Origin of the sequence: Olsenella sp. oral taxon 809 str. F0356 (assembly GCF_000233535.1) — a bacterium.
Lineage (GTDB): Bacteria > Actinomycetota > Coriobacteriia > Coriobacteriales > Atopobiaceae > Olsenella_I > Olsenella_I phocaeensis.
Genome location: NZ_JH376563.1, coordinates 974,222 through 997,345 on the forward strand (window position 1 = coordinate 974,222; position 23,124 = coordinate 997,345).

At 65.5% G+C, this 23,124-nt stretch carries 23 protein-coding genes and 1 pseudogene; 18 read left to right on the top strand and 6 right to left on the bottom strand.

Annotation, left to right across the window (positions count from 1 at the left end; genetic code table 11):
* Window positions 1-5: 5 nt before the first annotated feature.
* On the bottom strand, window positions 6-1,004 hold the full coding sequence (locus tag HMPREF1008_RS04380) for a LacI family DNA-binding transcriptional regulator (protein ID WP_009278631.1): 999 nt from the start codon (window positions 1,002-1,004) through the stop codon (window positions 6-8).
* A gap of 404 nt (window positions 1,005-1,408) precedes the next feature.
* Here HMPREF1008_RS04380 and HMPREF1008_RS04385 point away from each other — a divergent pair, with 404 nt between their 5' ends.
* From HMPREF1008_RS04385 to HMPREF1008_RS04415, 7 genes are all read left to right on the top strand, one after another.
* Window positions 1,409-2,920: a flotillin family protein gene (locus HMPREF1008_RS04385; RefSeq protein ID WP_009278632.1), complete on the top strand. Its 1,512-nt coding sequence runs from the start codon at window positions 1,409-1,411 to the stop codon at window positions 2,918-2,920.
* Window positions 2,921-3,297: 377 nt separating this feature from the next.
* Entirely contained in the window at window positions 3,298-3,816 is a 519-nt protein-coding gene (locus tag HMPREF1008_RS04390) for a PTS glucose transporter subunit IIA (RefSeq protein ID WP_009278633.1), read from the top strand.
* Window positions 3,817-4,039: 223 nt separating this feature from the next.
* Entirely contained in the window at window positions 4,040-5,518 is a 1,479-nt protein-coding gene (gene xylB / locus HMPREF1008_RS04395; protein WP_009278634.1) for a xylulokinase, read from the top strand.
* A gap of 287 nt (window positions 5,519-5,805) precedes the next feature.
* On the top strand, window positions 5,806-6,669 hold the full coding sequence (nudC, locus tag HMPREF1008_RS04400; protein ID WP_009278635.1) for an NAD(+) diphosphatase: 864 nt from the start codon (window positions 5,806-5,808) through the stop codon (window positions 6,667-6,669).
* 88 nt (window positions 6,670-6,757) lie between these two features.
* Window positions 6,758-7,423 (top strand): phosphoribosylanthranilate isomerase, encoded by a 666-nt coding sequence (locus HMPREF1008_RS04405; protein WP_009278636.1) that lies wholly within the window; start codon window positions 6,758-6,760, stop codon window positions 7,421-7,423.
* Window positions 7,424-7,496: 73 nt separating this feature from the next.
* The gene (locus HMPREF1008_RS04410; RefSeq protein WP_009278637.1) at window positions 7,497-8,549 is read left to right on the top strand and encodes a Gfo/Idh/MocA family protein; all 1,053 of its coding nucleotides are present in this window, start codon (window positions 7,497-7,499) and stop codon (window positions 8,547-8,549) included.
* Window positions 8,550-8,721: 172 nt separating this feature from the next.
* Window positions 8,722-10,065, top strand: a complete 1,344-nt coding sequence (locus HMPREF1008_RS04415) for an ATP-binding protein (protein WP_009278638.1) — start codon at window positions 8,722-8,724, stop codon at window positions 10,063-10,065.
* On the opposite strand, the gene HMPREF1008_RS04420 is transcribed toward HMPREF1008_RS04415, so the two are convergent.
* Window positions 10,062-10,334, bottom strand: coding sequence for a hypothetical protein (locus tag HMPREF1008_RS04420; RefSeq protein ID WP_009278639.1), 273 nt, complete (start codon window positions 10,332-10,334; stop codon window positions 10,062-10,064). The genes HMPREF1008_RS04415 and HMPREF1008_RS04420 overlap by 4 nt on opposite strands.
* A gap of 235 nt (window positions 10,335-10,569) precedes the next feature.
* Between HMPREF1008_RS04420 and HMPREF1008_RS04425 the strand changes: the two genes are divergently transcribed.
* From HMPREF1008_RS04425 to HMPREF1008_RS04435, 4 genes and pseudogenes are all read left to right on the top strand, one after another.
* Window positions 10,570-11,235, top strand: a complete 666-nt coding sequence (locus tag HMPREF1008_RS04425) for a GTP pyrophosphokinase family protein (RefSeq protein ID WP_009278640.1) — start codon at window positions 10,570-10,572, stop codon at window positions 11,233-11,235.
* A pseudogene (locus tag HMPREF1008_RS11060) lies at window positions 11,232-11,558 on the top strand (response regulator transcription factor); the annotation flags it as partial. The gene HMPREF1008_RS04425 and the pseudogene HMPREF1008_RS11060, both read left to right, overlap by 4 nt.
* Window positions 11,559-11,573: 15 nt before the next feature.
* On the top strand, window positions 11,574-11,900 hold the full coding sequence (locus HMPREF1008_RS11065; RefSeq protein WP_369750398.1) for a helix-turn-helix domain-containing protein: 327 nt from the start codon (window positions 11,574-11,576) through the stop codon (window positions 11,898-11,900).
* 13 nt (window positions 11,901-11,913) lie between these two features.
* Entirely contained in the window at window positions 11,914-13,149 is a 1,236-nt protein-coding gene (locus tag HMPREF1008_RS04435; protein WP_009278642.1) for a cell wall metabolism sensor histidine kinase WalK, read from the top strand.
* A 127-nt stretch (window positions 13,150-13,276) separates the two neighbouring features.
* On the opposite strand, the gene HMPREF1008_RS04440 is transcribed toward HMPREF1008_RS04435, so the two are convergent.
* Window positions 13,277-14,401 (bottom strand): DUF4179 domain-containing protein, encoded by a 1,125-nt coding sequence (locus HMPREF1008_RS04440; protein ID WP_083823480.1) that lies wholly within the window; start codon window positions 14,399-14,401, stop codon window positions 13,277-13,279.
* A complete protein-coding gene (locus tag HMPREF1008_RS04445) occupies window positions 14,382-14,909 on the bottom strand; it encodes an RNA polymerase sigma factor (protein WP_009278644.1) in 528 nt (175 codons plus the stop codon). The genes HMPREF1008_RS04440 and HMPREF1008_RS04445 overlap by 20 nt, the downstream gene beginning before the upstream one ends.
* Before the next feature lie 486 nt (window positions 14,910-15,395).
* On the opposite strand from HMPREF1008_RS04445, the gene HMPREF1008_RS04450 reads away from it, so the two are divergent.
* The 3 genes from HMPREF1008_RS04450 to HMPREF1008_RS04460 all read left to right on the top strand — a co-directional run bounded on the left by HMPREF1008_RS04450 (window position 15,396) and on the right by HMPREF1008_RS04460 (window position 17,766).
* The gene (locus HMPREF1008_RS04450) at window positions 15,396-16,151 is read left to right on the top strand and encodes a methionine ABC transporter ATP-binding protein (protein WP_009278645.1); all 756 of its coding nucleotides are present in this window, start codon (window positions 15,396-15,398) and stop codon (window positions 16,149-16,151) included.
* Window positions 16,144-16,815, top strand: coding sequence for a methionine ABC transporter permease (locus HMPREF1008_RS04455; RefSeq protein WP_009278646.1), 672 nt, complete (start codon window positions 16,144-16,146; stop codon window positions 16,813-16,815). Before HMPREF1008_RS04450 ends, HMPREF1008_RS04455 begins: the two co-directional genes overlap by 8 nt.
* Before the next feature lie 114 nt (window positions 16,816-16,929).
* On the top strand, window positions 16,930-17,766 hold the full coding sequence (locus tag HMPREF1008_RS04460; protein ID WP_009278647.1) for a MetQ/NlpA family ABC transporter substrate-binding protein: 837 nt from the start codon (window positions 16,930-16,932) through the stop codon (window positions 17,764-17,766).
* 344 nt (window positions 17,767-18,110) lie between these two features.
* On the opposite strand, the gene HMPREF1008_RS04465 is transcribed toward HMPREF1008_RS04460, so the two are convergent.
* The gene (locus HMPREF1008_RS04465) at window positions 18,111-18,872 is read right to left on the bottom strand and encodes a MerR family transcriptional regulator (RefSeq protein ID WP_009278648.1); all 762 of its coding nucleotides are present in this window, start codon (window positions 18,870-18,872) and stop codon (window positions 18,111-18,113) included.
* Window positions 18,873-19,294: 422 nt separating this feature from the next.
* Between HMPREF1008_RS04465 and HMPREF1008_RS04470 the strand changes: the two genes are divergently transcribed.
* Complete coding sequence (locus HMPREF1008_RS04470; protein ID WP_009278649.1) at window positions 19,295-20,935, top strand: aminotransferase class I/II-fold pyridoxal phosphate-dependent enzyme; 1,641 nt, start codon at window positions 19,295-19,297, stop codon at window positions 20,933-20,935.
* 161 nt (window positions 20,936-21,096) lie between these two features.
* Here HMPREF1008_RS04470 and HMPREF1008_RS04475 read toward each other — a convergent pair whose 3' ends face one another.
* The gene (locus HMPREF1008_RS04475) at window positions 21,097-21,291 is read right to left on the bottom strand and encodes a hypothetical protein (protein ID WP_009278650.1); all 195 of its coding nucleotides are present in this window, start codon (window positions 21,289-21,291) and stop codon (window positions 21,097-21,099) included.
* A 372-nt stretch (window positions 21,292-21,663) separates the two neighbouring features.
* Here HMPREF1008_RS04475 and HMPREF1008_RS04480 point away from each other — a divergent pair, with 372 nt between their 5' ends.
* The 3 genes from HMPREF1008_RS04480 to HMPREF1008_RS10180 all read left to right on the top strand — a co-directional run bounded on the left by HMPREF1008_RS04480 (window position 21,664) and on the right by HMPREF1008_RS10180 (window position 23,104).
* A complete protein-coding gene (locus HMPREF1008_RS04480; protein ID WP_009278651.1) occupies window positions 21,664-22,242 on the top strand; it encodes a xanthine phosphoribosyltransferase in 579 nt (192 codons plus the stop codon).
* Window positions 22,243-22,534: 292 nt separating this feature from the next.
* Entirely contained in the window at window positions 22,535-22,813 is a 279-nt protein-coding gene (locus HMPREF1008_RS04485) for a type II toxin-antitoxin system RelB/DinJ family antitoxin (protein ID WP_009278652.1), read from the top strand.
* Between the two features lie 9 nt (window positions 22,814-22,822).
* Window positions 22,823-23,104, top strand: coding sequence for a type II toxin-antitoxin system YafQ family toxin (locus HMPREF1008_RS10180; RefSeq protein ID WP_083823481.1), 282 nt, complete (start codon window positions 22,823-22,825; stop codon window positions 23,102-23,104).
* The last annotated feature ends 20 nt before the right edge of the window (window positions 23,105-23,124 follow it).

The window sequence follows — 23,124 nt, forward strand, 5'->3', positions numbered from 1 at the left end:
GGTGCCTACAGCTGTGCCACGCTGTCCCGCTCTACGAAGGTGGTGGAGACGTGGGTGGTGCAGGTGAAGCCCCTCGGGGCCTTGACCTGTGCGATCAGCTTCTGGACCGCCATGGCGCCGATGTCGTGTTTGGGAACGTGCAGGGTGGTGAGGGCGGGGAGCATCACGGTGGCGACGGGCAGGTCGTCGAAGCCGACGAACGAGACCTCCTCCGGCACCTTGACGCCGCGTTCGAGGAGGGCGCGCATCATGCCGCAGGCCATCACGTCGTTCTCGGCGAAGAAGGCGGTGGGGAGCTCCGGGTCGCCCTCGAGCCACTCCTTGGCGGCGGCGTAGGCGGTGGAGAGGCTCGTCCCCACGGTCACGCAGTAGTCGTCGTTCCAGCTGAGACCCGCCTCCTCCAGCGCCCTCCGGCAGCCGCGCTCACGCAGGGGGAAGTTGCGGATGACGGGGTTGCCCCTGACGTAGCCGATGCGCGTGTGGCCCTTGCCGATGAGGTAGTGGACGGCTCGGTAGGCGGAGCTCTCGTTGGAGATGACGATGGACTCGATGAAGCTGTGGTAGCACCAGCCGTCCACGATGACCAGGGGGGCGGCGGAGCCGTAGAAGGGCTCGTAGTCCTCCTCCATCATCTCGGTGCCCAGGAGGACGATGCCGCTGGTGGTGTCCTGGCAGAGCTCGCGCAGCTGGGAATGGGATCCGGGGTCGGCGAGGTCGATGGTGACGTAGCTCGTGGTGAGGCCGTGGAGCTTCGCCTCGCGCTCGACGCCGTTCACCACCGCGGGGTGGAAGTCCGACTCGTCGAGGACCTTGCCGCTCTTGCGCACGACGACGAACTGGATGCGGTCGAGGCGGCTGGGGCGCTGGTAGCCCAGCTCCTGCGCGACCCTGAGGATGGCCTCGGCGGTCTCCTTGCTCACACCGCGCTTGTGGTTGAGCGCGTTCGAGACCGTGGCGGGGGAGTAGCCGGTCTTGCGGCTGATGTCCCGGACCCCTACCTTCATCTGATCATCCCCAAAAGTTTAGTCGCACTGTTTTGTACCAACTTACCGCAACGAAACAGGCATTTCTCGAATGGGAGAGATGATTTCAAGCAAGAAGTCGCTAATTTTCGGGGAGAGGCTCCTATTGTGTTTGGATGGTGTTTTGCTATGGCGGGGGATGCCGGGGCACGTTCGTGCCAAGGGGCCGACCCCGCTCCACCCTGGCGCAGAGTGGACGATTGAAACTGTAAACGACCAGGTCAGATGGGTCGTGGCATCTGTGGCGCAGATGTGGTTCCGGATGGTCCGGCCTTCCGGCCGGGACGTTGTCCCTCTCCAATCAGATAACATCTCCTCTGTTCGTGGCCGGCCAGGACCGCCACCCGCGTCGGGCTGGCGTTGCCTCCAGAAAGGGAGCGTGCGTCATGGAGCTCATAAGGTTCGTCCTCATCGGCATCGTCGTGATCGCGGTGCTCGTCATCATCGCCTCCGGGTACGTGAAGGCGCCGCCCGACCAGGCCTACATCATCTCGGGCGGCGGGAAGAAGCCCCGCTACCTCATCGGGAAGTCCGGCGTCAGGATCCCCTTCCTGCAGCGCGTCGACCGCCTCTCTCTGCGCATGCTCTCCGTCGACGTCAAGACCACGAAGACCATCCCCACCCTCGACTACATCAACATCATGGTGGACTCCGTCGCCGTGGTTAAGATCTCGAACACCGAGGACGGCCTGGCCAAGGCGGCGGAGAACTTCCTCAACCGCGACTCCGACTACATCAACGACATGGTGGTCAACGTGCTGGAGGGCAACCTCCGCGAGATCATCGGCGGCATGCGCCTGACCGAGATCATGAACGACCGCAAGACCTTCGCCGCGAAGGTGCAGGAGAACGCGATGACCGACATGCAGCGCATGGGCCTGGACATCGTGTCGTTCAACATCCAGAACATCGACGACGACGGCATCGGCGTGATCGAGAACCTGGGCATCGCCAACACCGTGGCCATCCAGAAGAACGCCCAGATCTCGAAGGCGAACGCCGAGAAGGAGATCGCGGTCGCCCGCGCCGAGGCCAACAAGATCGCCAACGACGCCCGCATCACGTCCGAGACGGCCATCGCCGAGCAGAACAACGCCCTGGCCCTGCGCCAGGCCTCGCTCAAGACCGAGGCGGACACCGCGGCCGCGAAGGCGGACGCCGCCAAGGGCATCGAGGCGCAGCGCCAGCAGAAGGCCATCAATACCGAGCAGGTCAACGCCGAGATCGCCAAGGCCGACCGCGAGGCCGAGCTGAAGCAGAAGGAGGTCGCCGTCAAGGAGCAGGAGCTCGACGCCTCCATCCGCAAGCAGGCGGACGCCGACCGCTACGCTGCCGAGCAGCGCGCGCAGGCGGACCTCGTGACCAGGCAGAAGGCCGCCGAGGCAGAGCTCTACTCCGCGCAGAAGGCCGCCGAGGCGATTCGCGCCAAGGGTGAGGCCGAGGCCCAGGCGGCCCGCGCGAAGGGCATCGCCGAGGCAGAGGCTATGGACAAGAAGGCAGAGGCCCTGCGCAAGTACGGCCAGGCCGCCCTTGCCCAGCAGATCATCGGCGTGCTGCCGGACATCATCGCCGCGGCCTCCAAGCCCATCGAGGGCATCGACGCCATCAACATCTACTCGACCGTCGGCGGCGAAGGGGAGGGCTCCCCGGCCGCGGGCGTGACGTCTATGGCTCCGCAGTCCATCAAGGCCGCCTTCGACATGGTGAAGAGCGTGACGGGCGTCGACCTGGCCGACGTCATGCGCGCCGACACCTACGACGCGAAGGTGAACCGCAGGGTGAGCATCGACGCAGACGGGTTAGACGAGGTTGCGGACGCGGCACGGAAGGTCGCGGATGCAGCCGGTGCCGCGCCTAAGGCCGACGGAGCGGGTCAGAAGGGCGCCGAGAGCGAGTAGGTGCGTCCGGTCGGCGCACCTTGCGCCGGCCAGTGCATGATCCATAGGACGAGAGAGGCCCGGGGCTGACGCCCCGGGCCTCTTGCTGTCACGTGTGGATGCCGACTGATGCGTGCGGGCCGGCCAAAAACTGCGCACGGTAGCCTCGAATTATGGAGACGAGCGGCGTTTGCCCAGGTCGCTTCTCTCGATTCCAAATTCCGTGCGCAGTTTTTTGGTGGCAAGACCGTCTGCCCACAAGAGGTCGAATGGGCGGCGTTATTCACTTTGGCTTACGCCGGGAGGGGACTTAGTGGGATAATGCATATAGCGATCGGGCCAGAGGCCATACCATCGGGGTCGCGACGAGGGGGGACCCTCGGGTCAGGAGGTATTCAATGGGTCTGTTCGACATGTTCAAGAAGCCTTCGAAGCCGGCCGCCCTGGGCGTCAGCGCCCCTGCGGGCACCCTGCTGGCTCCCGTCACCGGCAAGGCCGTCTCCCTCTCCGAGGTGAGCGACCCCGTGTTCAGCAGTGGTGCCATGGGCAAGGGTTGCGGGGTCCTCCCCGAAGGCGACACGGTCTACGCGCCTGCGGCAGGGACCCTGAGCGCCATTGGCGCACCCAACTTCCATGCCCTGGGCATGGTGTGCGACGACGGTGCCGAGGTGCTCATCCACATCGGCGTCGACACGGTCGAGATGAAGGGCGAGGGCTTCACCGTCTTCGGCAGCAAGGGTGCGCACGTGAGCGCCGGCGAGCCCCTCATCAAGTTCTCGAGCGAGAAGATCAAGGCGGCCGGGCACGACGACGTGGTCATCATGGCGATCACCAACTCCGACGACCTCTCGTCCGTCGAGCTCACCGCTCCTGGCGCCATCGAGGCAGGCAAGCCCGTCGTGAGCTACGCACAGTAGTCTGAACCTCTTCCCAGCTGCGATTCCGGCCGCCCTGCGGTCATGTGGGACCGCCTGTCTCCGGCGTGGGATGGGCGGTCTTCCATTGTTCGGGGCTCGTCGGTGCCGCGTGCGGTGTGGCACAAGAAGCATCCGCGGCTCCAGCAGGCATAGAATGGGGGACGGCGCGGCGAGGCCACGGCCCCACCGCTCATCTGCCGCAGCTGCCTTAAGGGGGCGTCCCATGTACTTCATCGGACTGGACATCGGCACCTCGGCGACGAAGCTCCTGCTCATGGACGAGGACGGCGAGGTCCTCAACATCAGGAGCCGCAGCTATCCCATCAGCTTCCCCGAGCCGGGCTGGAGCGAGCAGGACCCGATCCTGTGGTGGGACGCCGTCCGCCAGGGCATCCCCGAGCTGCTTCGGGGCTTTGACGCCAGCCAGGTGGCCGGCATCGGCGCCTGCGGCCAGATGCACGGCCTCGTCGTGCTGGACAAGGACGACGAGGTGATCCGCCCGGCCATCCTCTGGAACGACAGCCGCACCCGCTACCAGGTTGACTACCTCAACCGCGAGGTGGGCCGCAGGACCATCGCCTCCTACACCGGCAACGTGGCCTACGCGGGCTTCACCGCGCCCAAGCTCCTGTGGATGCGCGAGGAGGAGCCCGTCAACTTCTCCCGCATCCGCAAGGTCATGCTCCCAAAGGACTACGTCAACTTCCGCCTCACGGGCGTGCACGCGACGGACTTCTCTGATGCCTCGGGCACCCTCCTGCTCGACGTGCGCAACCGCTGCTGGAGCCGTCAGATGCTCTCTATCTGCGGCCTGCGCGAGCGGCAGCTCCCTCAGCTGCACCAGAGCTGGGAGCCCCTGGGGACCCTCCTTCCCGGGGTGGCGCGCGAGCTGGGGTTGCCCGAGGAGACGCTGGTCTGCGCCGGCGCGGGAGACAACGCCTCCGCCGCCGTCGGCACGGGCGCCGTGGGCCCGGGCCGCTGCAACATCGTGATGGGGACCGCCGGGACCATCCTCATGACCACCGACGGCTGCGTGGTGGACGAGCACAACGCCCTGCACTCCTTCTGCTCGGCCGACGGTGGCTGGAACCTCATGGGCTGCATCCTCACCGCCGCCGGCTGCAACAAGTGGTGGATGGACGACATCCTGGGTGCCGATTCCTACGACGCGGAGCAGGCGCTGGTCGCCGGCGGCAAGCTGGGCCAGAACGACGTCTACTTCCTGCCCTACCTCATGGGCGAGAGGACCCCCCACAACGACCCGCGTGCGCGCGGCGCCTTCGTGGGCCTGCGCATGGACACCACCCGCGCCGACATGACCCAGGCCGTGTTGGAGGGCGTCGCCTTCGCCCTGCGCGACTGCCTGCAAATTGCCCGTGCGGAGGAGGTCGAGGTCATGGCCTCGACCATCTGCGGCGGCGGCGCCACGAGCCCGCTCTGGAGGGCCATCTGTGCCGACGTCCTGGGAATCCCCCTGCAGATTCCCCAGACGCCCCAGGCCCCGGCCTTCGGCGCGGCCATGCTCGCGAGCGTCTGCTGCGGGGCCTTTCCCGACGTGGCTGAGTGCGCGCACCGCCTCGCGCGGGTGGAGGAGCAGACGGTCTTTCCCAACAAGGAGATCATCGCGCTCTATCGGGGGCACTACAGCACCTGGCACAGCATGTATCCCGCGCTGAAGGACATCTACCGGCAGATGCTGTAGGGCCACGGCGCGGGAGCGGTCTGCTTGTGGTGGCGCGGTCTGCTCGCGTTTCATTGGGAGAGAAACGCGAGCAAACTGCGCCGTTTCTGCTTTATGGGGCGTGAGACGCCGCTTTGCTTGTGTTTGGACCGTTGAGAAACACGAGCAAGCCGCAGCCCACAAGCAAACCGCAGCCATCTCTCCCCAGATGCCCCAAGACGTCGATTTGCTTGTGCTTTCCCACACCTGCCCCCCGTGGTCGCGGGCAGACGTATCATGTTTCCCCGACAGCCAACGGGGGAGGACCTGTGATCCAGGACATCGGCAGCTACGCCTTCGACAACGCCTATCGACCGCTCGAGGCGCGGCCCGAGGACTACGTGCTGGCCTACGGTCGCGGCCAGGCGGTCGTGCGCCTGGATGGCGGCACGGGCGAGCTCGAGCTCCCGCGCCTGCGCGACTGGGGTTTTTCCGCCCCCGACCTCGCCCCACGCTACCTCTTCTCGATCGACGACCGTCGCTTCTTCATGGCCGAGCGCAATCCGCGCCCCCGTGGCAGCGAGGAGCTGCCCGAGGGCTTCCGCCTCGAGCCCGTGAACCAGTTCCGCTTCCTTCGGCCCCGTTGTCTGGCCTTCGCCGGCATAACTGGCTACCAGCTGCGCAACTGGTACCATTCCAACCGCTACTGTGGGCACTGCGGCAGCGAGCTGGGCCACGTCGCCACCAGCCGGGAGCTCGCCTGTCCCGCCTGCGGCAACGTTCTCTACCCCAAGATCTGCCCCGCCGTGATCGTGGGCATCACCAACGGCGACGAGCTGGTCATGACCAAGTACGCCGGCCGCGCCTACAACCACTACGCGCTGGTGGCCGGCTTCGTCGAGGTGGGCGAGACTCTGGAGCAGTGCGTTGCGCGCGAGGTCAGGGAGGAGGTGGGTCTCAGGGTCAAGAACGTCCGCTACTACAAGAGCCAGCCATGGCCCTTCACCGACACCCTCCTCGCCGGTTTCTTCTGCGACGTCGACGGAGACCCCACCATCCACGTCGACCACGACGAGCTCCAGCTGGGTGGCTGGGTCCGCCGCGCCGACGTCCCCCTCGATCCCGCCGACGACTCGAGCCTCACCAACGAGATGATCGCGCTCTTCGCCAGGGGAGGGGAGCCGCGCGCCTAGGCCGCCCGCCCCTCTCGCCCGTCCGGGCTCCCTCTCGTGCGATGATGCAGGGGTGCGCACGCTTCGTTCTTGGCGAGAGGGGCTTTGCATGCTGGGCCGCAGGATCACCACCATCGTCACGCACGACATCCTCTACAACCCCGACCCCTACACGAGGGTCGAGCTCTGCGGCATCTTCCGCGACGAGGACGTCGCCACGGTCAACGAACTCAGGCCCGACCTCTGTGGCTTCGTGGTCAACTACCCTAGCTCCCACCGACACGTGGACCGCGACCGCCTGCGCGAGCTCGTGGGCAAGCTGGACCCCACCATCCCCGCCGTGGGCATCTTCGTCGACCAGCCCCTGGGCTACGTGAGCGAGCTCGCGGACGAGGTCCTGGACGTGGTGCAGCTGCACGGAAACGAAGGCAACCCCTACATCACCTTCCTGCGGGAGCTGGTGGACATTCCCATCGTGCAGGCCATCCGCATGGCCGGCCCCGAGGACGTGGAGCGCGCCAACCAGAGCAAGGCCGACCTGGTCATGCTCTATGGCGGATGGCAGGCAGGGGTCGCCTTCGACTGGGAGCTTGCCGGGGGCGTGTGCCGTCCCTACATCCTGGCCGGCGCCCTCACGCCCCAGAACCTGGGTGGCGCGATCGGCCGGCTTGCGCCCTGGGGCGTCGCCCTCAACACGGGCATAGAGACCGACCGTCTCAACGACCCGGCAAAGATGGCCGCGGCCGTCGCTGCCGCCCGCGGCGCATCCAAGTAGTGACGCCACGGGCCGGGCTGGCACTCGCCGCGTCCCGGCTGCGTTCCCATCCACCCAAGCGAGAGGAGCCACCATGCCAGCCCTACGCATAGCCACCATCGGAACGTCCGCCATCGCTCAGCGGCTCGTCGAGGCCGTGGGTGAGGTGGCGGACGTCGAGTACGTCGCTGCCTTTTCCCGCGAGCTCTCGCGGGCCGAGGGCTTCGGTCGCCCTCGCGGCGCGCGCCTCTTCTTCGACGACCTGGAGGCGCTTGCGGCGTCGGACGAGGTGGACGCTGTCTACGTCGCCTCTCCCAACGGCCTGCACGTCCCGCAGACACTCGTCCTCGCCTCCGCCGGGAAGCACGTCCTGGTGGAGAAGTCCCTGGCCCCCAACCAGCGACGTGCCAAGGAGCTCTTCGACGCCGCGCATACCAACGGCGCGGTATGCCTGGAGGCCATGCGCAACCTGCACACCCAGGGCTTCGACAACATCGAGGGCGCGCTGGGGCGACTGGGCAGGGTGACCCAGGCAAGCCTGCGCTTCGGCAAGGTCACCTCGCGCATCGGAAGGCTGCGCGCCGGCGAGCACGTGAACCAGTTCGACCCGGCGCTCGGCGAGGGCGCCCTCGTAGACATAGGCGTCTACTGCGTCGAGCCGGCGGTGGCCCTCTTCGGTCGCCCGGAGGCGGTGCGGGCCTCGCTGGTCACCATCGACGTGCCCTGGGGGTCGGAGTCCCCCTATCAGCGCGTTGACCTGGCGGGCAGCATTGCCCTGGAGTACGCGGACAAGGTGGTAGAGCTCAGCTACAGCAAGGTGGGGGACGACCTCCTGGGATCCCAGGTCATGGGCGACGAGGCGACCCTCCTCTGGGACGAGACGAGCTGCCCCCGCGACCTCAGGCTCGTCCACCACGAGGACGTGGGCATGGCCTACTCGACGGTGGGCGGGAGCGAGGAGTTGGTGCGTGCGGACGTGCCCCAGAACGACATGGTCTGCGAGCTGGAGCTCTTTGCCGCGGCAGCGCGGGGCGAGGAGGCGGCACTCGCACGGGTGGCCCGCTTCGAGCGGGTGACCCTGGACTCGCTCGCCGTAATGGACGAGGCGCGCAGGCAGGCGGGCGTGCGCTTCCCGGACGACGAGTAGGGGCCGCGCGCTCGGCGCATGTGGGCGGCGGTTCCGGGCGGCGGGCCGAAGCGACTCTCGCCACGCCGGCTTTTGCCCATCTCTACCTGCAACAATACCTAACTGGCAAGATGAAGTTACCAGTTTAAAATCTAACTGGTAAGATTATATTGCCAGATAGGGAGGGATGAACATGAACGAACTCATAGCCGAGCAGATCAGGGGCTTCGACATAGCAGACTACCTGCCCATCCACGAACGCATGCTCGACCTGGGCGATCCGCTGCCGCCACGCAGGGGAAACCTCGTCAAGGTCGTCGTGGGCATGCGATGCAGCGGGAAGAGCTATCGCCTCTTCCAGGAGATGCTTCGGGTCCACGAGTCCGGCGTGCCATGGGATCGCATCTGCTACTTCAACTTCGAGGATGACAGGCTCGACCCCGTCACGCCCGCCATAGGCGACGAGGTCCTCGAGACGTTCTATTCGACCTGCCCCTCGGCCTTGGAGGAGGGGGCCTACCTCTTCTTGGACGAGCTGCAGGAGATGGATGGCTGGGGCGCGTGGCTGCGACGCGTCGTGGATACGACCAAGGCGACCATCTACGTCAGCGGCTCGTCGTCCAAGATGCTCTCGCAGGAGATATCGACGGAGTTCAGGGGCCGGGCCATCGATTTCGAGCTGCTTCCCCTCTCGTTCAGGGAATACGTCGGGGCGAAGGAGCCGGGGCTCTCGCTTGGTCCGGCGCATTCGACTCTCGAGCGGCTGAGCCTGCGGCGGCTCTTCGATGCCTATCTTGAGGAGGGCGGGTTCCCGGCCGCCTTGGGGCTGCCCACGGCGCAGCGCGTGTCGCTGCTGCAGGGCTACGTGCAGCGCGTCGTGGTGAGGGATGTCGTCGACCGCCATGCCCTCGCCCGTCCGCGCGTGGCGAGCGTGTTCGCGCGTCGGGTGCTGGGGACCAATGCCAAGACGCTCTCGGTCCGCCGCGCCGAGGGCGACCTCAGAGCGCTTGGGCTTCCTACGAGTCGTGCCCTCCTCGCCACCCTGCTGGACTACCTCGAGCAGGCCTATCTGGTCTTTCGCGTTCAGGAGTTCTCGTATGCCCTGGCCGAGGGCACGAGAAAGCCCCCCAAGGTCTATGCGATCGACCCGGGCCTGGCGCTCGCCAATGGGCGTGCCAACTCCAACGAGCTCGGGCAGCGCCTGGAGGACGCCGTGTACCTCGAGCTGAGGCGTAGGAACGTGGGCACGCGTGCGGAGTCGGTCTCCTCCTTCGTCACGAGGGGGCACGGCTACGAGGTCGATTTCGTGGTGGGGGACGTGATGTTCCAGGATGCGCTGGAGCTCGTGCAGGTCAGCGTGGGCGTCGAGGACGAGACGACGCGCACGAGGGAGCTTCGCGCGCTCTGGGAGGCGCTGGAGGAGACGGGGCTCGAGGAGGCCACGCTCGTCGTCGCGGGGGGCGACGAGGCGTCCTACGTCCAGGGGAACCGGAGGATACGACAGGTCCCCGCGTGGAAGTGGTTCCTCGAGGCCTAGCCCCGGCGGGCCTGGGACTGGTAGACGAAGGCCACCGCGAAGCCGGCGATTATCACGGCGGAGGCGGCTATCGTCGCGTGCGGAAAGACTCCCAGCACGACGAGGCCCGCCGCAGCGGAGAGGTCGATGATCCCGCTGGTGCGCGCGCCGATGCGGTCCTGTCGGGCAAGGGCCCCCTCGCGTTGGCGGGCGAGTGGGTTCTTGGCGGTGACCAGCAGGTAGGCGCCTATGGCCGCGAGCAGAAGTCCTATGGCGAGCGTGATTCTCATGCGCGTCTCCTTGCGAAGCATGCCGCCGGGCCGCGTGCCCGGCGTCCTGGGTGAGGGACCCGGCGGTTCTTGGGTGCGGCTCCTGATGGTCTCTTGGTGCGACCCCAACGGACTATGGGTGCGGGTCCAACCAGTCTATCCCTTGTGGCGATTGCATCGCTCGCCGGCTGGCCCGACACGGGCGCAAGGACCTTGGGTATGTTCTTCTCACACCTCAAGCGCAAGGGGCTGATTCATGACGCAGACCAACACGGGCCAGGGCCCGACGCAAGCCGACGCCGTGGCCACGACCGCGGAGGACCCCATCTACGGGGGTCGCCTGGGCGAGCTGGAGTCAGAGCTCGCCTCCCTCATCCAACGCATCGACCGCCTGCGCGCGGAGCTCAGGGACTCCCGTGGGGAGGACCCGGTGGTGCATTGCCTGGGCCGCGTCAAGACGCCCCAGAGCATACGCGAGAAGTGCCTGCGCAAGGGCCTCGAGCCAAGCGCGGAGTCTGCATTCGCCCACGTGAGGGACATCATCGGCGTGCGCGTCGTCTGTGCCTTCCTGAGCGACGTCTACCTCATGCGCGACGCCATCGCGCGCCTCCCGGGAGCGGAGGTCGTGGGCGAGAAGGACTACATCCGCCACGTCAAGCCCAACGGCTACCGCAGCTACCATCTGCTGCTGAGGCTCGAATCGGGCCTCTTCGCCGAGGTCCAGGTCAGGACCGTCTCGATGGACACCTGGGCCTCGCTGGAGCACCAGCTCAAGTACAAGCGTGACTTGGACGGGGACCTCAGGCTCATAACCAGCGAGCTCAAGCGCTGCGCCGACGAGCTCGCCTCGACGGACCTCTCGATGCAGGCCATACGCGACATGATCCGCGGCGAGCGCGCCACGGGAGGGGAGGGGCGATGAGGCTCCTGGTTGCGGACGACACGCGCGACCTCAACCGCGCGCTCCAGGCGATCCTGGAACAGAACGGCTACGAGGTGGTCCCCGCCTACGACGGGCAGGAGGCGCTCGACCTGGTCATGTCCCAGAGCTTCGATGCGATCATCCTGGACATCATGATGCCGCGCATGGACGGGCTTGCCGCACTGGCCGAGATGCGCCGTCGCGGCGTGGTGGCGCCGGTCCTCCTGCTCACGGCGAAGGCCCAGGTGGACGACCGCGTGGCGGGGCTCGACGCAGGCGCGGACGACTACCTGCCCAAGCCCTTCGCCATGCGCGAGCTCCTCGCCCGAGTGCGCGCCATGACCAAGCGTCGCTCGGACTACTCCTCGCGTGACCTCAGCTACGCCGACCTGCGCCTCAGGGCTGACAGCTTCGAGCTGTCAGCCGAGAACACGGTGCGCCTCTCCGTGAAGGAGATGGAGCTCCTGCAGCTGCTCGTGCTCAATGCCGACCGACCGCTGGGACCCGGCTTCATCCTGGGACGCGTCTGGGAGGGGGAGGACGAGGCGGACGAGGACACCCTGGCGCTCTATGTCTCGTACCTGCGCGCGAAGCTCGCCTCGGTGGCGTCCAAGGCCACCATCGTGCGCGACGAGGACGGCTCTTACAGGCTCAGCGCGGAGTAGGGGGCAGCGATCGATGGGCGCACGTGCCATACAGCGGCTCAGGATCAAGATCATCGCCATCATGCTCGCCGCCTTCTTCGTGGCCATGCTCCTCATCGCCGTGCTGGTCAACGGCGCCCACATCGTGCTCGCGCAGTCGCGCATGGACCGCGTGCTCGACGCCATCATCCAGGGCGGGGGCGTGATCGAGGAGCCCGTGGACGGCCGCTCGCTCGTTGAGTCGCAGCGTGTCCTGCGCTACTTGCTCGTGACCGTTGACGCCGACGGCAGGCTGAGCTCGCTGGTGGGGGGCTACGACGAGGACATGGACGTCCAGAAAGCCCAGGAGCTCGCCCAGGCGGTCATCCCCTCGCTCCTGCGCTCCGGCTCGATTGGCGACTACTACTACAAGGTGGCCGAGGCCGACGGCGGCGGGCACGTCGTGGCCTTCGTGGACGGCAGCGTGGAGCTGGGGGAGGGCAGGGAGGTCCTCTCGCTCACCCTGGACTTCCTGGCGGCGGGGCTTTTGCTCTCGTTCGTGATCGTGTGGTTCCTCTCGCGTCGCGCCATCCAGCCCGAGCTCGAGGCGGCCCGTCGCCAGAGCGAGTTCGTGACCAATGCGAGCCACGAGCTCAAGACGCCGCTTGCCGTGATCCGCGCCAACACCGAGATACTCGAGGCCCTGGGTGGCGAGGGAGAGTGGACCAGCTCGACCCTGAGGCAGGTCGACTACCTGGACGGTCTGGTGAGGGACCTGGTTGACACCGCACGCGCCGACGAGTGGGCGGACTCCCAGGAGCTCTGCGAGGTGGACGTCTCCGCCGCCGCACGCGAGGCGCTGGAGCCCTTCGAGTCGGTGGCGCAGCGGCGCGGCGTGAGCCTGGCGAGCGAGCTCGAGCCCGGGGTCATGGCCCTCGCGGACGTGGAGCGCGTGGTGCAGCTCGTCCGCCTCCTGGTGGACAACGCCTGCAAGTACTGCGACGAGGGCGGCAGCATCCAGGTGTCGGTGTCCCCCGTGAGGCGCGCCGCGCTCTCGGGTCGCAGGAGGCGGGGCGCGAGGATCGTGGTCTCCAACAGCTTTGCCCGGGGGGAGGGTCACGACTGGTCGCGCCTCTTCGAGCGTTTCTACCGTGCGGACGAGGCCCACAGCAACCAACAGGGCTACGGGATCGGCCTCTCCATCGCGCAGCGCATCTGCGAGCAGTACGAGGGCGGCATCCGGGCGGGCTGGAAGGATGGCGTGGTCAGCCTCACTGCCGTCATCTTCTAGGGAGAGGCCACCGAATCTGGGGCAAGGGGAAGGCGAGAGGGACGCGCGGTCCCTCTCGCCTGTTCTTTGCACTTGCGTGGCGCTGCGTCATCGTTCGTTGCCACGCTGCCGCCTGTCTCCTGTGTCCCTACGTCACGGGGATGGTGGCTCCCGCCAGGGATACGGACTCAACCTGCGTGGGGTCTATGGCCTGGGGGAGGAAGATGCTCTTCTCCACCGTGGTCGACGTCGCGGAGTTGCCGTCGAAGCTCCCGCCGCCGTCGTCGGAGACCTCGACCGTCGTGCCGTCCCTCATGTTGAGCGTCACGGTGCCCAGGTCGAGGAGCTGGTCCATGCGCGCGGACATCTGGTCGCCCATCCTGCCGCTGGGACCCTCGGGGACGTTGGCCGCCTCGTCGAGCTCGTAGCCCAGCTTGAGCGCGATGGACGAGAGGGACGCGCTCTTGAGCTGCCCCTTGATGCCACCGACCTCGATGCCCTGGCCTGCGGGCAGGTCGATGCTGCTGTCCTCGTAGTCCATCTTGAACTTGAGCTTCCAGCTGCCGTCGGCGAGCGTGCTGACGGAACCCAAGTCGTCGAGGAGGCGCAGGTCGCCCAGGCTCACGCGCATGGTCTTGCCCACGAGGCTCTGGCTGTCCACGAGCGAGATCTGGCGCACGAACTGGATGGAGTTGTCACTGGGGTCGCGGTCGTAGAAGTAGCTGCTGCCGTAGGCGCCGCGGACCCCGTCCACCATCACGTCCTCCGTGCCGAACATGAGGTTGAGCTTGCCGTCTTTGGTGGCGCTCAGACCCTCGAAGGGTGTGCCGTCGTCCTTGGCGAGGCTCAGCACGACGACGTAGTTGGAGCGGTCGCCTATGACCGCGTCGGCGGTGACGGTGATGCCGCCGCCCGAGCTCGTTGCGTCGAGGGGGTGTCCCACCTTGTTCACGACCTCGGTCGCGGCAGGGGCGCCGGCAAAGATGTCGTCGAAGATCCCCTGGACGTCTGTGAGGGTGCCGGTGGCATAGGCCACCCCGCCCAGCCCCAGGGCCGCCGTCAGCGCCGCGGCCGCCGCGGCGGCGCGCCACCAGGCGTGCCTGCGGGTGGCAGGACGCGTGACGCCGGATGCGGTCCCCACCGCGCTCGCGCTGTCCCTCTCCCTTGCCAGCACCGCATCTGCCAGACGCCGTGCCATCTGGTCCTTCTGGTCCTCAGAGAGCGAGTACTTGCCCATTCCCTTGGCGTAGTCGTCAAACAGCTCGTTCATCATGCTCCCCCAATCTGGTCCTCAGCATCTGGCGGGCGCGGCTCAGACGCTTGGTCACGGCTGCCGTGCTGTCGCCCGTGATCGCCGCGATTCGTGCGATGTCATAGCCCTCCAGGTAGCGCAGGTGCACTGCCAGTCGGTAGGCCTCGGGCAGCTCTCGCACCGCCTCCAGCAGCTCGTCGTAGCGGCCCGGCTCCTCGTCTGGCGCGGCCGTGGGCTCCGCCACGGAGTCAAGTGGCACCAGTCTCTTGCGCCCCGCACTTCTGAGCAGGTCCTTGCAGGCGTTGACGGTGCAGCGTATGACCCAGGCCCTCTCGTGCTCCGGGCTCTTGAAGCCGCCCTCGTGGCAGAGCAGCTTGAAAAGGACGCCCTGACACACGTCCTCGCCGTCCTGCAGCGAGTGCAGGTAGCTCATGGCCAGGCGCAGGACCATGTCCGAATAGGCATCGACGACGCGCCTGGCCTCCGCTTGGACGGCGCGCTCGTGCCCGCCCTTGGCTCCTTGCCTCATGGGACCTCCCTTCGCGTGTCGTTTCCGCATGTCCTCGATGGCTCCATCTACCAACAACACGAACGAGGGAGGAAAAGCTGACGGTCACCGTCGAGCTCGCGCGCTTTTCTTGCTGCCGCGCGCTGTCCCCCCCGCGTCGGCGTGTCTGGCATGCCGCCAAGGCAGGTGGCCCTGCCAGGCACGGTGTGCCGCCGGATTAGACGTGCTTTCGAGTGCGGCCGCCATCTCCTCTCGCCTGTTATCGAAATGGCAGATAACCAGTTAGTGGAACTTGGTATTTGTGACTCGTACCCCTCCCGCCTAAGATATAGGACCTGATGAATGACAGGAGCTCACATACCACCCCGCTCCCGGCCATCCCTGGGATGGACATGAGGATGCCCAAGCCCGGGCGCCCTTGCCTTCGCGCATAGGGACCGGGCTTTCCACGTGGCGGTCCCTGGCAGGGGGCCTGCCCTCCATGCATCTCGCGAGTGGAGTGACGATTTGATATCTCTGGAACACATAAGCAAGAGCTTTGACGCACCGGGCCGAGCCCCTGCGGAGCACGCCCTGAGGGACGTCTCGCTCACGATTCCCGACGGCGACGTCTTTGGCATCATAGGCATCTCGGGTGCGGGCAAGTCCACGCTCGTGCGCTGCGTCAACCTCCTCGAGCGCCCGACCTCGGGTCGCATCGTGGTGGACGGTCAGGACGTGACCGACCTGCAGGGCGCCGCGCTGCGCAGCTACCGTCGCCGCGTCGCCATGATCTTCCAGGGCTTCGGCCTCCTGGCGCAGAAGACGGCGCTGCAGAACGTCTGCTTCCCCTTCCTGGCCGCCAACGGCCGTGTCACCGAGGCGGACCGCAGACATGCCCTCGAGCTCCTGGACCGCGTCGGGTTGGCAGACAAGGCCGGGGCCTACCCGTCCCAGCTCTCGGGCGGGCAGGCGCAGCGCGTCGCCATCGCGCGTGCCCTGGCCCTTGACCCGGAGTACATCCTCTGTGACGAGGCGACCTCGGCGCTGGACCCTGCGAGCACCGCCTCCGTGCTGGACACCCTGCGCCAGGTCAACCAGGAGACCGATGTCACCATGCTGGTGATCACCCACTCCATGGATGTCGTCAAGAGCATCTGCAAGGACGTCGCCGTGCTGGTGCGCGGCAAGCTGGTCGAGACCGGCTCCGTGGACGAGGTCTTCTCCAACCCCCAGGATCCCACGACCCGCGCCCTGCTCGGAAGGGGTGATTGGCATGAGTAGCCTGCAGTCGCTTCTCGACCAGTACTCGGGGCTCCTCGCCCAGGGCTTCTTGGCCTCGCTCGCGATGCTGTTCTTCTCCACCGCGATCGCCTACCTCATCGGCACCTTCCTGGGCGTCGTGCTCTATGTGACGGTCCCCGGAGGTCTTAGGCCCCATCGCGCGCTCAACGCCGTGCTGGGATGGATCGTCAACATGACCCGCTCCATCCCCTTCATCATCCTGCTGGTCGCGGTCATGCCCATGACCAAGGCGCTGGTGGGAACGGTGGTGGGCGTGCGGGGGACCATCCCGCCGCTGGTGCTCTCGGCCGCGCCCTTCGTGGCGCGCATGATCGAGCAGTCGCTGGCCGAGGTCCCGCGCGACTCCATCGAGGCGGCCGAGTCCTTTGGCGCCACCGTCCCCCGCGTGGTCTTCTCGGCGCTTTTGCCCGAGGCCCTGCCCTCCATCGTGCGCGGCGTGGCGGTCACGCTCATCTCGGTCCTGGGATACACCGCCATCGTGGGTGCCGTGGGTGCCGGCGGCCTGGGAGACATCGCCATCCGCTACGGCTACTACCGCTACGAGGACGGCGTGATGATCCTGACCATCGTGCTTTTGGTGGTGCTGGTGCAGGCCATCCAGAGCAGCTGCGACCTCGTGGCCAAGCGCATCGACCACCGCTAGGGGAGGCTTCGGGGCGCTGGGTTGCCCCGAGTGTGACCTCTTGTGCCACGCACTTGTCTGTCCGAATTCCATCACATCAATTAATAAAGTATTAGCTAAAGGGAAGGAACAACGATGATCACTCGTAGGAACTTCGTCTCTGCCTCCGCCGCCGCTCTTGCCCTCGCTGGCCTCGCCGCCTGCGGCTCCAAGCCTGGCAGCGGCTCCGCCGCCGCGGACGCCTCGACCCTCTCCGTCGCCGCGTCCCCCGCGCCTCACGCCAAGATCCTGACCGACTTCGCCGCCCCCAAGCTGGCGGAGCAGGGCCTGACGCTGGACGTGCGCGAGTACACTGACTACATCATTCCCAACCAGGTGGTGAGCTCCGGAGAGGTGGACTGCAACTACTTCCAGCACATCAACTACCTCAACAACTACAACGAGCAGAACGGCACCGACCTCGTGGGCGTCGCCGCCATCCACTACGAGCCCTTCGGCGTGTACGCGGGCAAGTCGAGTGACCTCAAGGCCATAGCCGACGGCGCCTCCATCGCCGTGCCCAACGACCCCACCAATGAGGGTCGTGCGTTCCTGCTCCTGCAGCAGGAGGGCCTGCTCACGTTGAGCGACCCCGAGAAGCTCGACGCGACGCCTCTCGACGTGGCCCAGAACCCCCACAACCTCAAGTTCGTCGAGGTGGAGGCAGCCGCCGTCGCGCGTCAGCTCCAGGACGTGGATTTCGCCGTCATCAACGGCAACTACGCCATCGAGGCCGGCCTGCACGTGGCTGACGCCGTGGCCATCGAGTCCGCGGAGAGCAAGGCCGTCGAGCAGTACGCCAACTACATCGTGACCAGGCCCCAGAAGAAGGACGACGAGCGCATCGCGAAGCTGGTCGCCGTGCTCACCTCCGACGACTTCAAGCAGTACCTCACCGACACCTACGGACAGGACGTCCTGCCCGCCAAGTAGCGCAGGTTGGTCGGCCCTCGTGCCGGCTGGGATGGGGAAGGGCTGCGGCTCCGTCTGGGGTCGCAGCCCTTTTGTGCTGCGGGTGCATCGGGAGCGGCGGTGCGTCGGGCGCAGCGAGTGCATCGGGAGCGGCGGTGCGTCGGGCCCGCGGATATCGTTCGGAAGCGTCGACTACGTCCGTCGCGTGGTCTTCGTGGCGTCACGCGAAAAAAATTGCGCACGGTAGCTCCGAATTGTGGAGATGACGGACGTTTGCCCAGGTCGCATTCGCCTGAAAGAAATCCAATGCGCAGTTTTTTGGCACGCAGATAGCCTCAAGGGCACTTCGCGCGCCGCCGTGAGGCCTAGAGGTTGGCCTCGAGTGCGGCGACGAGGAACTCCGTCGCCCCCGTCCCCGCTGCACCGTCGTAGTAGTCGATGAAGCGCGGGTCGGCGAGGTAGAGCCTGGCCAGTCCGCAGTGCGCCTCTGTGCTGTAGCTCTCCTCTCCCCAGTGGATCTTGATCCAGCGCTGGTGGAGCAGGCAGAGCTCCTGAGCCTTGGGGCCTCGCGGGTCACCGTCTGCCTTGGCCTCCGCCAGGAGCTCGATGATGCGCTTCTCAATCCGGTCCTTCTCGTTCCACTCCTCCTGCGAGAGGCCCATCAGGCGCTCGTTGGTCTGGTCGATGACGTCAGTCCCATAGCGCCTGCGCGCCTCGTCGCCGTAGCTGCTCTCGAATTCCTCGAGCCGGCGCTGCTTGAGCTCCTCGAAGCCTTCCCTCGTGCCCATCCTGCTCACTCCCTCCAGCAGCTCCATGGCTGCCCTCGTGCGCGCGATGGCCTCCTTGACCTGGCGTTCCTGCGCGCGTAGTTCCTCGAGGTGCCGTGCGAGGAGTCCGACCGCGTCGGTGTCGCTGCCGTCGAGCAACTGCCTGATCTCGGCGAGTGGCATGCGACATGCCCGCATGGCGAGGATCTGCCTCAGGCGCTCCACGTCAGCGGGACCATAGCTGCGGTAGCCGTTGGGCATGCGTTTGGGGTGCAGCAGGTCTACTTCCTCGTAATAGTGGAGCGTCCGTACGCTCGTGCCTGCGAGCTCCGCCAGCTGCTTTGTCGTGTACTTCTCCACTGTGGCACCTCCTTGGCACGAGCGTACGGCCTCACGTTACGTGGGGGTCAAGGACGATTCTGGCACGGGGTGGGGTTTGTCGTAGTTTCGTGCCGGATGCTTACGCTGACATCGGTCGTCCCATCACGTGCTGGAAAGACAGCAAATCTCACAGAATGCTGTCGATTCTTGCATTTGACCAGTTGCTGGGGAGGAAAGACAGCATTCTGACAGGAATGCCGTCGTTACGTGACCGGTGCTCAACGCGCACGCGAGTGGTGCCGGCGTGCGGCCGACGCGTCCGCTCGCGCCCCGGCGATCCATAGGCGCCACGAGGAGTTCAAAACTATTTTGAACTTGAGCCACTATTCCGGTTGTGTGAGTGCTATTCTCTCCCCTAAATTGAACTTCACACGACAAGAGAATTGAACAAGAGGAGGGACATGGCAGGAAAGACCGACGTCCAGGCGTTCTCAGCCCGCCTCGAGCAGGCGATGGCAGAGCGCGGGCTCAAGCAAGTCGACCTCATCCGCGCGGCGGAAGACAGGGGAGAGAAGCTCGGCAAGAGCCAACTGAGCCAGTACGTGAGCGGCAAGACCCTGCCGCGCTCGGCCTCCATGGCGCTGCTCGCGTCGCTCCTCGGCGTCGACGTCGACTGGCTCGCGCGGGGCAAGGGACGAGCTACGGGGGCCTTCGGGCCCGAAACGGCGGAGGTCGCATCCGCGGCGTCCAACGCATCCGCGGCGCGAGAGGCATCCACGACGCACGAGTCGTATGCGGCATCTGCGGCAACGTCGTCCCCCGCGACCTCCAGCCTCCAGACCGACCACAGCCATGCTGCCGGTGCGCAGCCTTCGAAGGGAAGCAAGATGCGCCAGTTCAAGAAGTCCAGCAAGCTTGACAACGTCCTCTACGACGTGCGCGGACCCGTGGTCGACGAGGCCAACCGCATGGAGGAGAGCGGCACCCACGTCCTCAAGCTCAACATCGGCAACCCGGCGCCCTTTGGCTTCAGGACGCCCGACGAGGTCGTCCACGACATGCGCCACCAGCTCACCGACTGCGAGGGCTACTCCGCGTCGCGTGGCCTCTTCGCGGCCCGCAAGGCCATCATGCAGTACTCGCAGATCAAGGGCCTGCCCAACGTCTCGGTGGACGACATCTATACCGGCAACGGCGTGAGCGAGCTGATCAACCTCTCGATGTCGGCGCTGCTCGACTCCGGCGACGAGATTCTGATTCCCAGCCCCGACTACCCCCTGTGGACGGCCTGCGCCACGCTGGCCGGCGGCACCGTGGTGCACTACCTCTGCGACGAGCAGAGCGACTGGTACCCCGACATGGCCGACATCCGCTCCAAGGTCACCGATCGCACCAAGGCCATCGTGATCATCAACCCCAACAACCCCACGGGCGCTCTGTACCCCCGCGAGGTCCTGCAAGAGATCGTCGACATCGCCCGCGAGCACCAGTTGATCATCTTCTCGGACGAGATTTACGACCGCCTGGTCATGGACGGCGGCGAGCACGTGAGCATCGCCTCGCTGGCGCCGGACCTCTTCTGCGTGACCTTCAGCGGGCTCTCGAAGTCCCACATGATCGCGGGCTACCGCATCGGCTGGATGGTGCTGAGCGGCAACAAGCACATGGCGGAGGACTACATGCTGGGCATCAACATGCTGTCCAACATGCGGCTCTGCTCCAACGTGCCGGCGCAGTCCATCGTGCAGACGGCGCTGTGGGGGCACCAGAGCGTGAACGACTACATCGTGCCGGGCGGGCGCATCTACGAGCAGAGGGAGTTCGTGTACAACGCGCTGTGCGACATGGACGGCGTCAGCGTGGTCAAGCCCAAGGCGGCCTTCTACATCTTCCCCCGGCTCGATCCCAAGAAGTTCAACATCCAGGACGACGAGCGCTTCGCCCTCGACCTGCTGCGAGACAAGAAGGTCCTGATCGTGCACGGCAAGGGCTTCAACTGGGAGACCCCGGGCTACTTCCGTATCGTCTACCTGCCGCGCATCGAGGTGCTCGAGGACGCCATGGTGAAGCTCAACGACTTCCTGAAGTACTACCGGCAGTAGGCAGACGAAAGAGAGAAGCCTTCGTTCTTTGCCGCGAGTGTCTCGAGCAGTTTTCTGCGCAACAAACCGCCCCGTGGGCCAGCCGGACCCACGGGGCGTCTGCGCGGCCAGGTCATCGTGCCGGCCTCGCGAGGTTTTTGGGCGGAAGCGCCTGCGACGCGCTAGAGGGGATATAGCCCCTGGGGGCGGATGCGCTGTGCGGAGCTGTCGCAGCGCTTGCTGTGGTTGGCCTCGGGCCCAGACTGGTTCTGCCTCCTGTGGCAGATGGCGTCGATGCCAGAGACGACCGCCGTGAGCAGCACCGCGGCGATGACCGTGAACAGGGAGTCGAAGACCAGAGCACCAGTGACCGACATGGCAACCCACCTTTCCCCGCTAGCGAGCCAACCGCTGACCAAGTTCGTTGTAACATGTTTCCGTACATATTTCAAGATTGTTACGTGATTTGTGTATTACCAGGTGAGAGTGGCGCTACGGCCTTTCACGAAAGATGGTAAAGCATCAAAAAAGTCTCTAAATGACCTGCATGCATTTTCTCGAACATGCAAGACGGCGACTAGATTTGCGACGCCATGCGAAGTCATGAGCAAAGTCGGTCAATAGTTGCGTGAAGCTGTGTGCCGCCTCCTTTGGGACGCTTTGTGTCGGCTTGGGCGCCGGATGGCCCGCCATCGTGCGCGATGTCGTATCCTGTTGCAAATCTATTCGCGAGCAGCGGGGGGTCGCAGGTGAAGCTGCTGGAAGAGCGCATCAAGGCGGACGGCGTTGTGAAGAGCGACCAGGTGCTCAAGGTCGACTCGTTCCTGAACCACCAGATGGACATTGGCCTCTTCCGTCAGATGGCGCGCCAGTGGAGGCACGACTTCGACGGCGCGCCCATAAACAAGGTTCTCACCATCGAGGCGAGCGGCATCGCCATCGCTGCCATCGTGGCCGAGGAGTTTGGCGTGCCCGTGGTCTTCGCCAAGAAGAGCCAGAGCGTGAACCTGGACGGCACCGTGTACTCCACGCGCATCACCAGCTTCACCCACAAGCGCGAGTACGACGTGATCGTCTCTGCCAAGTTCCTGGGCCCGGACGACCACGTGCTGATCATCGACGACTTCATGGCCAACGGCTGCGCCATGGACGGCCTGGTAGAGATATGCGAGGCCGCGGGCGCCACTGTGGAGGGCATTGGCATCGCGGTGGAGAAGGGCTTTCAGCCGGGTGGCGACAGCCTGCGCAAGCGCGGGTACCGCGTCGACTCGTTGGCCATCGTGGAGTCCATGGACTCCGAGACGGGAGAGATCGCGTTCCGCGAGTAAGGCGAGACTATAAGGCAGAACGTACGACGCGGCTCCCGGGGGCCGCGCTTTTTTGTGGGGGAGACGATGGTATGAGATTGAGTTGATTCATAAGAATTTATGTCGGCTCTCCGTCTTCAGAGCTAACTGCGTCAATGGCGAGTAAGGGTCTTGACTCTTGTCTGAGCAAAGTCCAAATCGAATGACTTCTCTCAGGCGTGACTTCATGAGACGCAGATTGTTCACTCAAGTTCTCTTGGTACAAATGTGTTACATTAACAACACAATACAATACATAAGAGAGGATTAAAACATGGCCAAGACAGCCACAATTAGCATGCGTGTAGATCCACAGGTGAAGACTAACGCTGAGTCCATCTTCTCGGACCTGGGCATGACCCTTACCGAGGCAATCAATGTGTTCCTCTGCAAGTCAGTCATGGAGGGCGGACTGCCGTTTGACGTACGCCAGCCTCGCTACAACACGGAAACAGAGGTGGCAATGGTCGAGGCTCGTGACATCATGAATGGGAAGGTGTCGGCCGACTCATACGATTCCGTTGCATCTATGTTTTCCGCGCTGGACGAGTAGGTACGAGCGATGTGGCTGAAGCTTGTATTTACGTCGCAGTTCAAAAAGGACTACAAGAGGGCAAAAAGACGTGGCTTAGATATGAGCGAGCTGCGGACCGTACTTGAAAGCTTGTCTAATGAAGAGACGCTTGAAAAACGATATCGTGACCATGCGCTTGTAGGTAGATACATTGGCTTCCGAGAATGCCATGTTCGGCCAGATTGGTTGCTTGTGTACTCCATTGATAGGGACGCGCTCATACTCGTTGCGGCACGGACTGGAACTCATTCGGATTTGTTTGACGAATAGCCGAGTTGTGCTTCGATGGT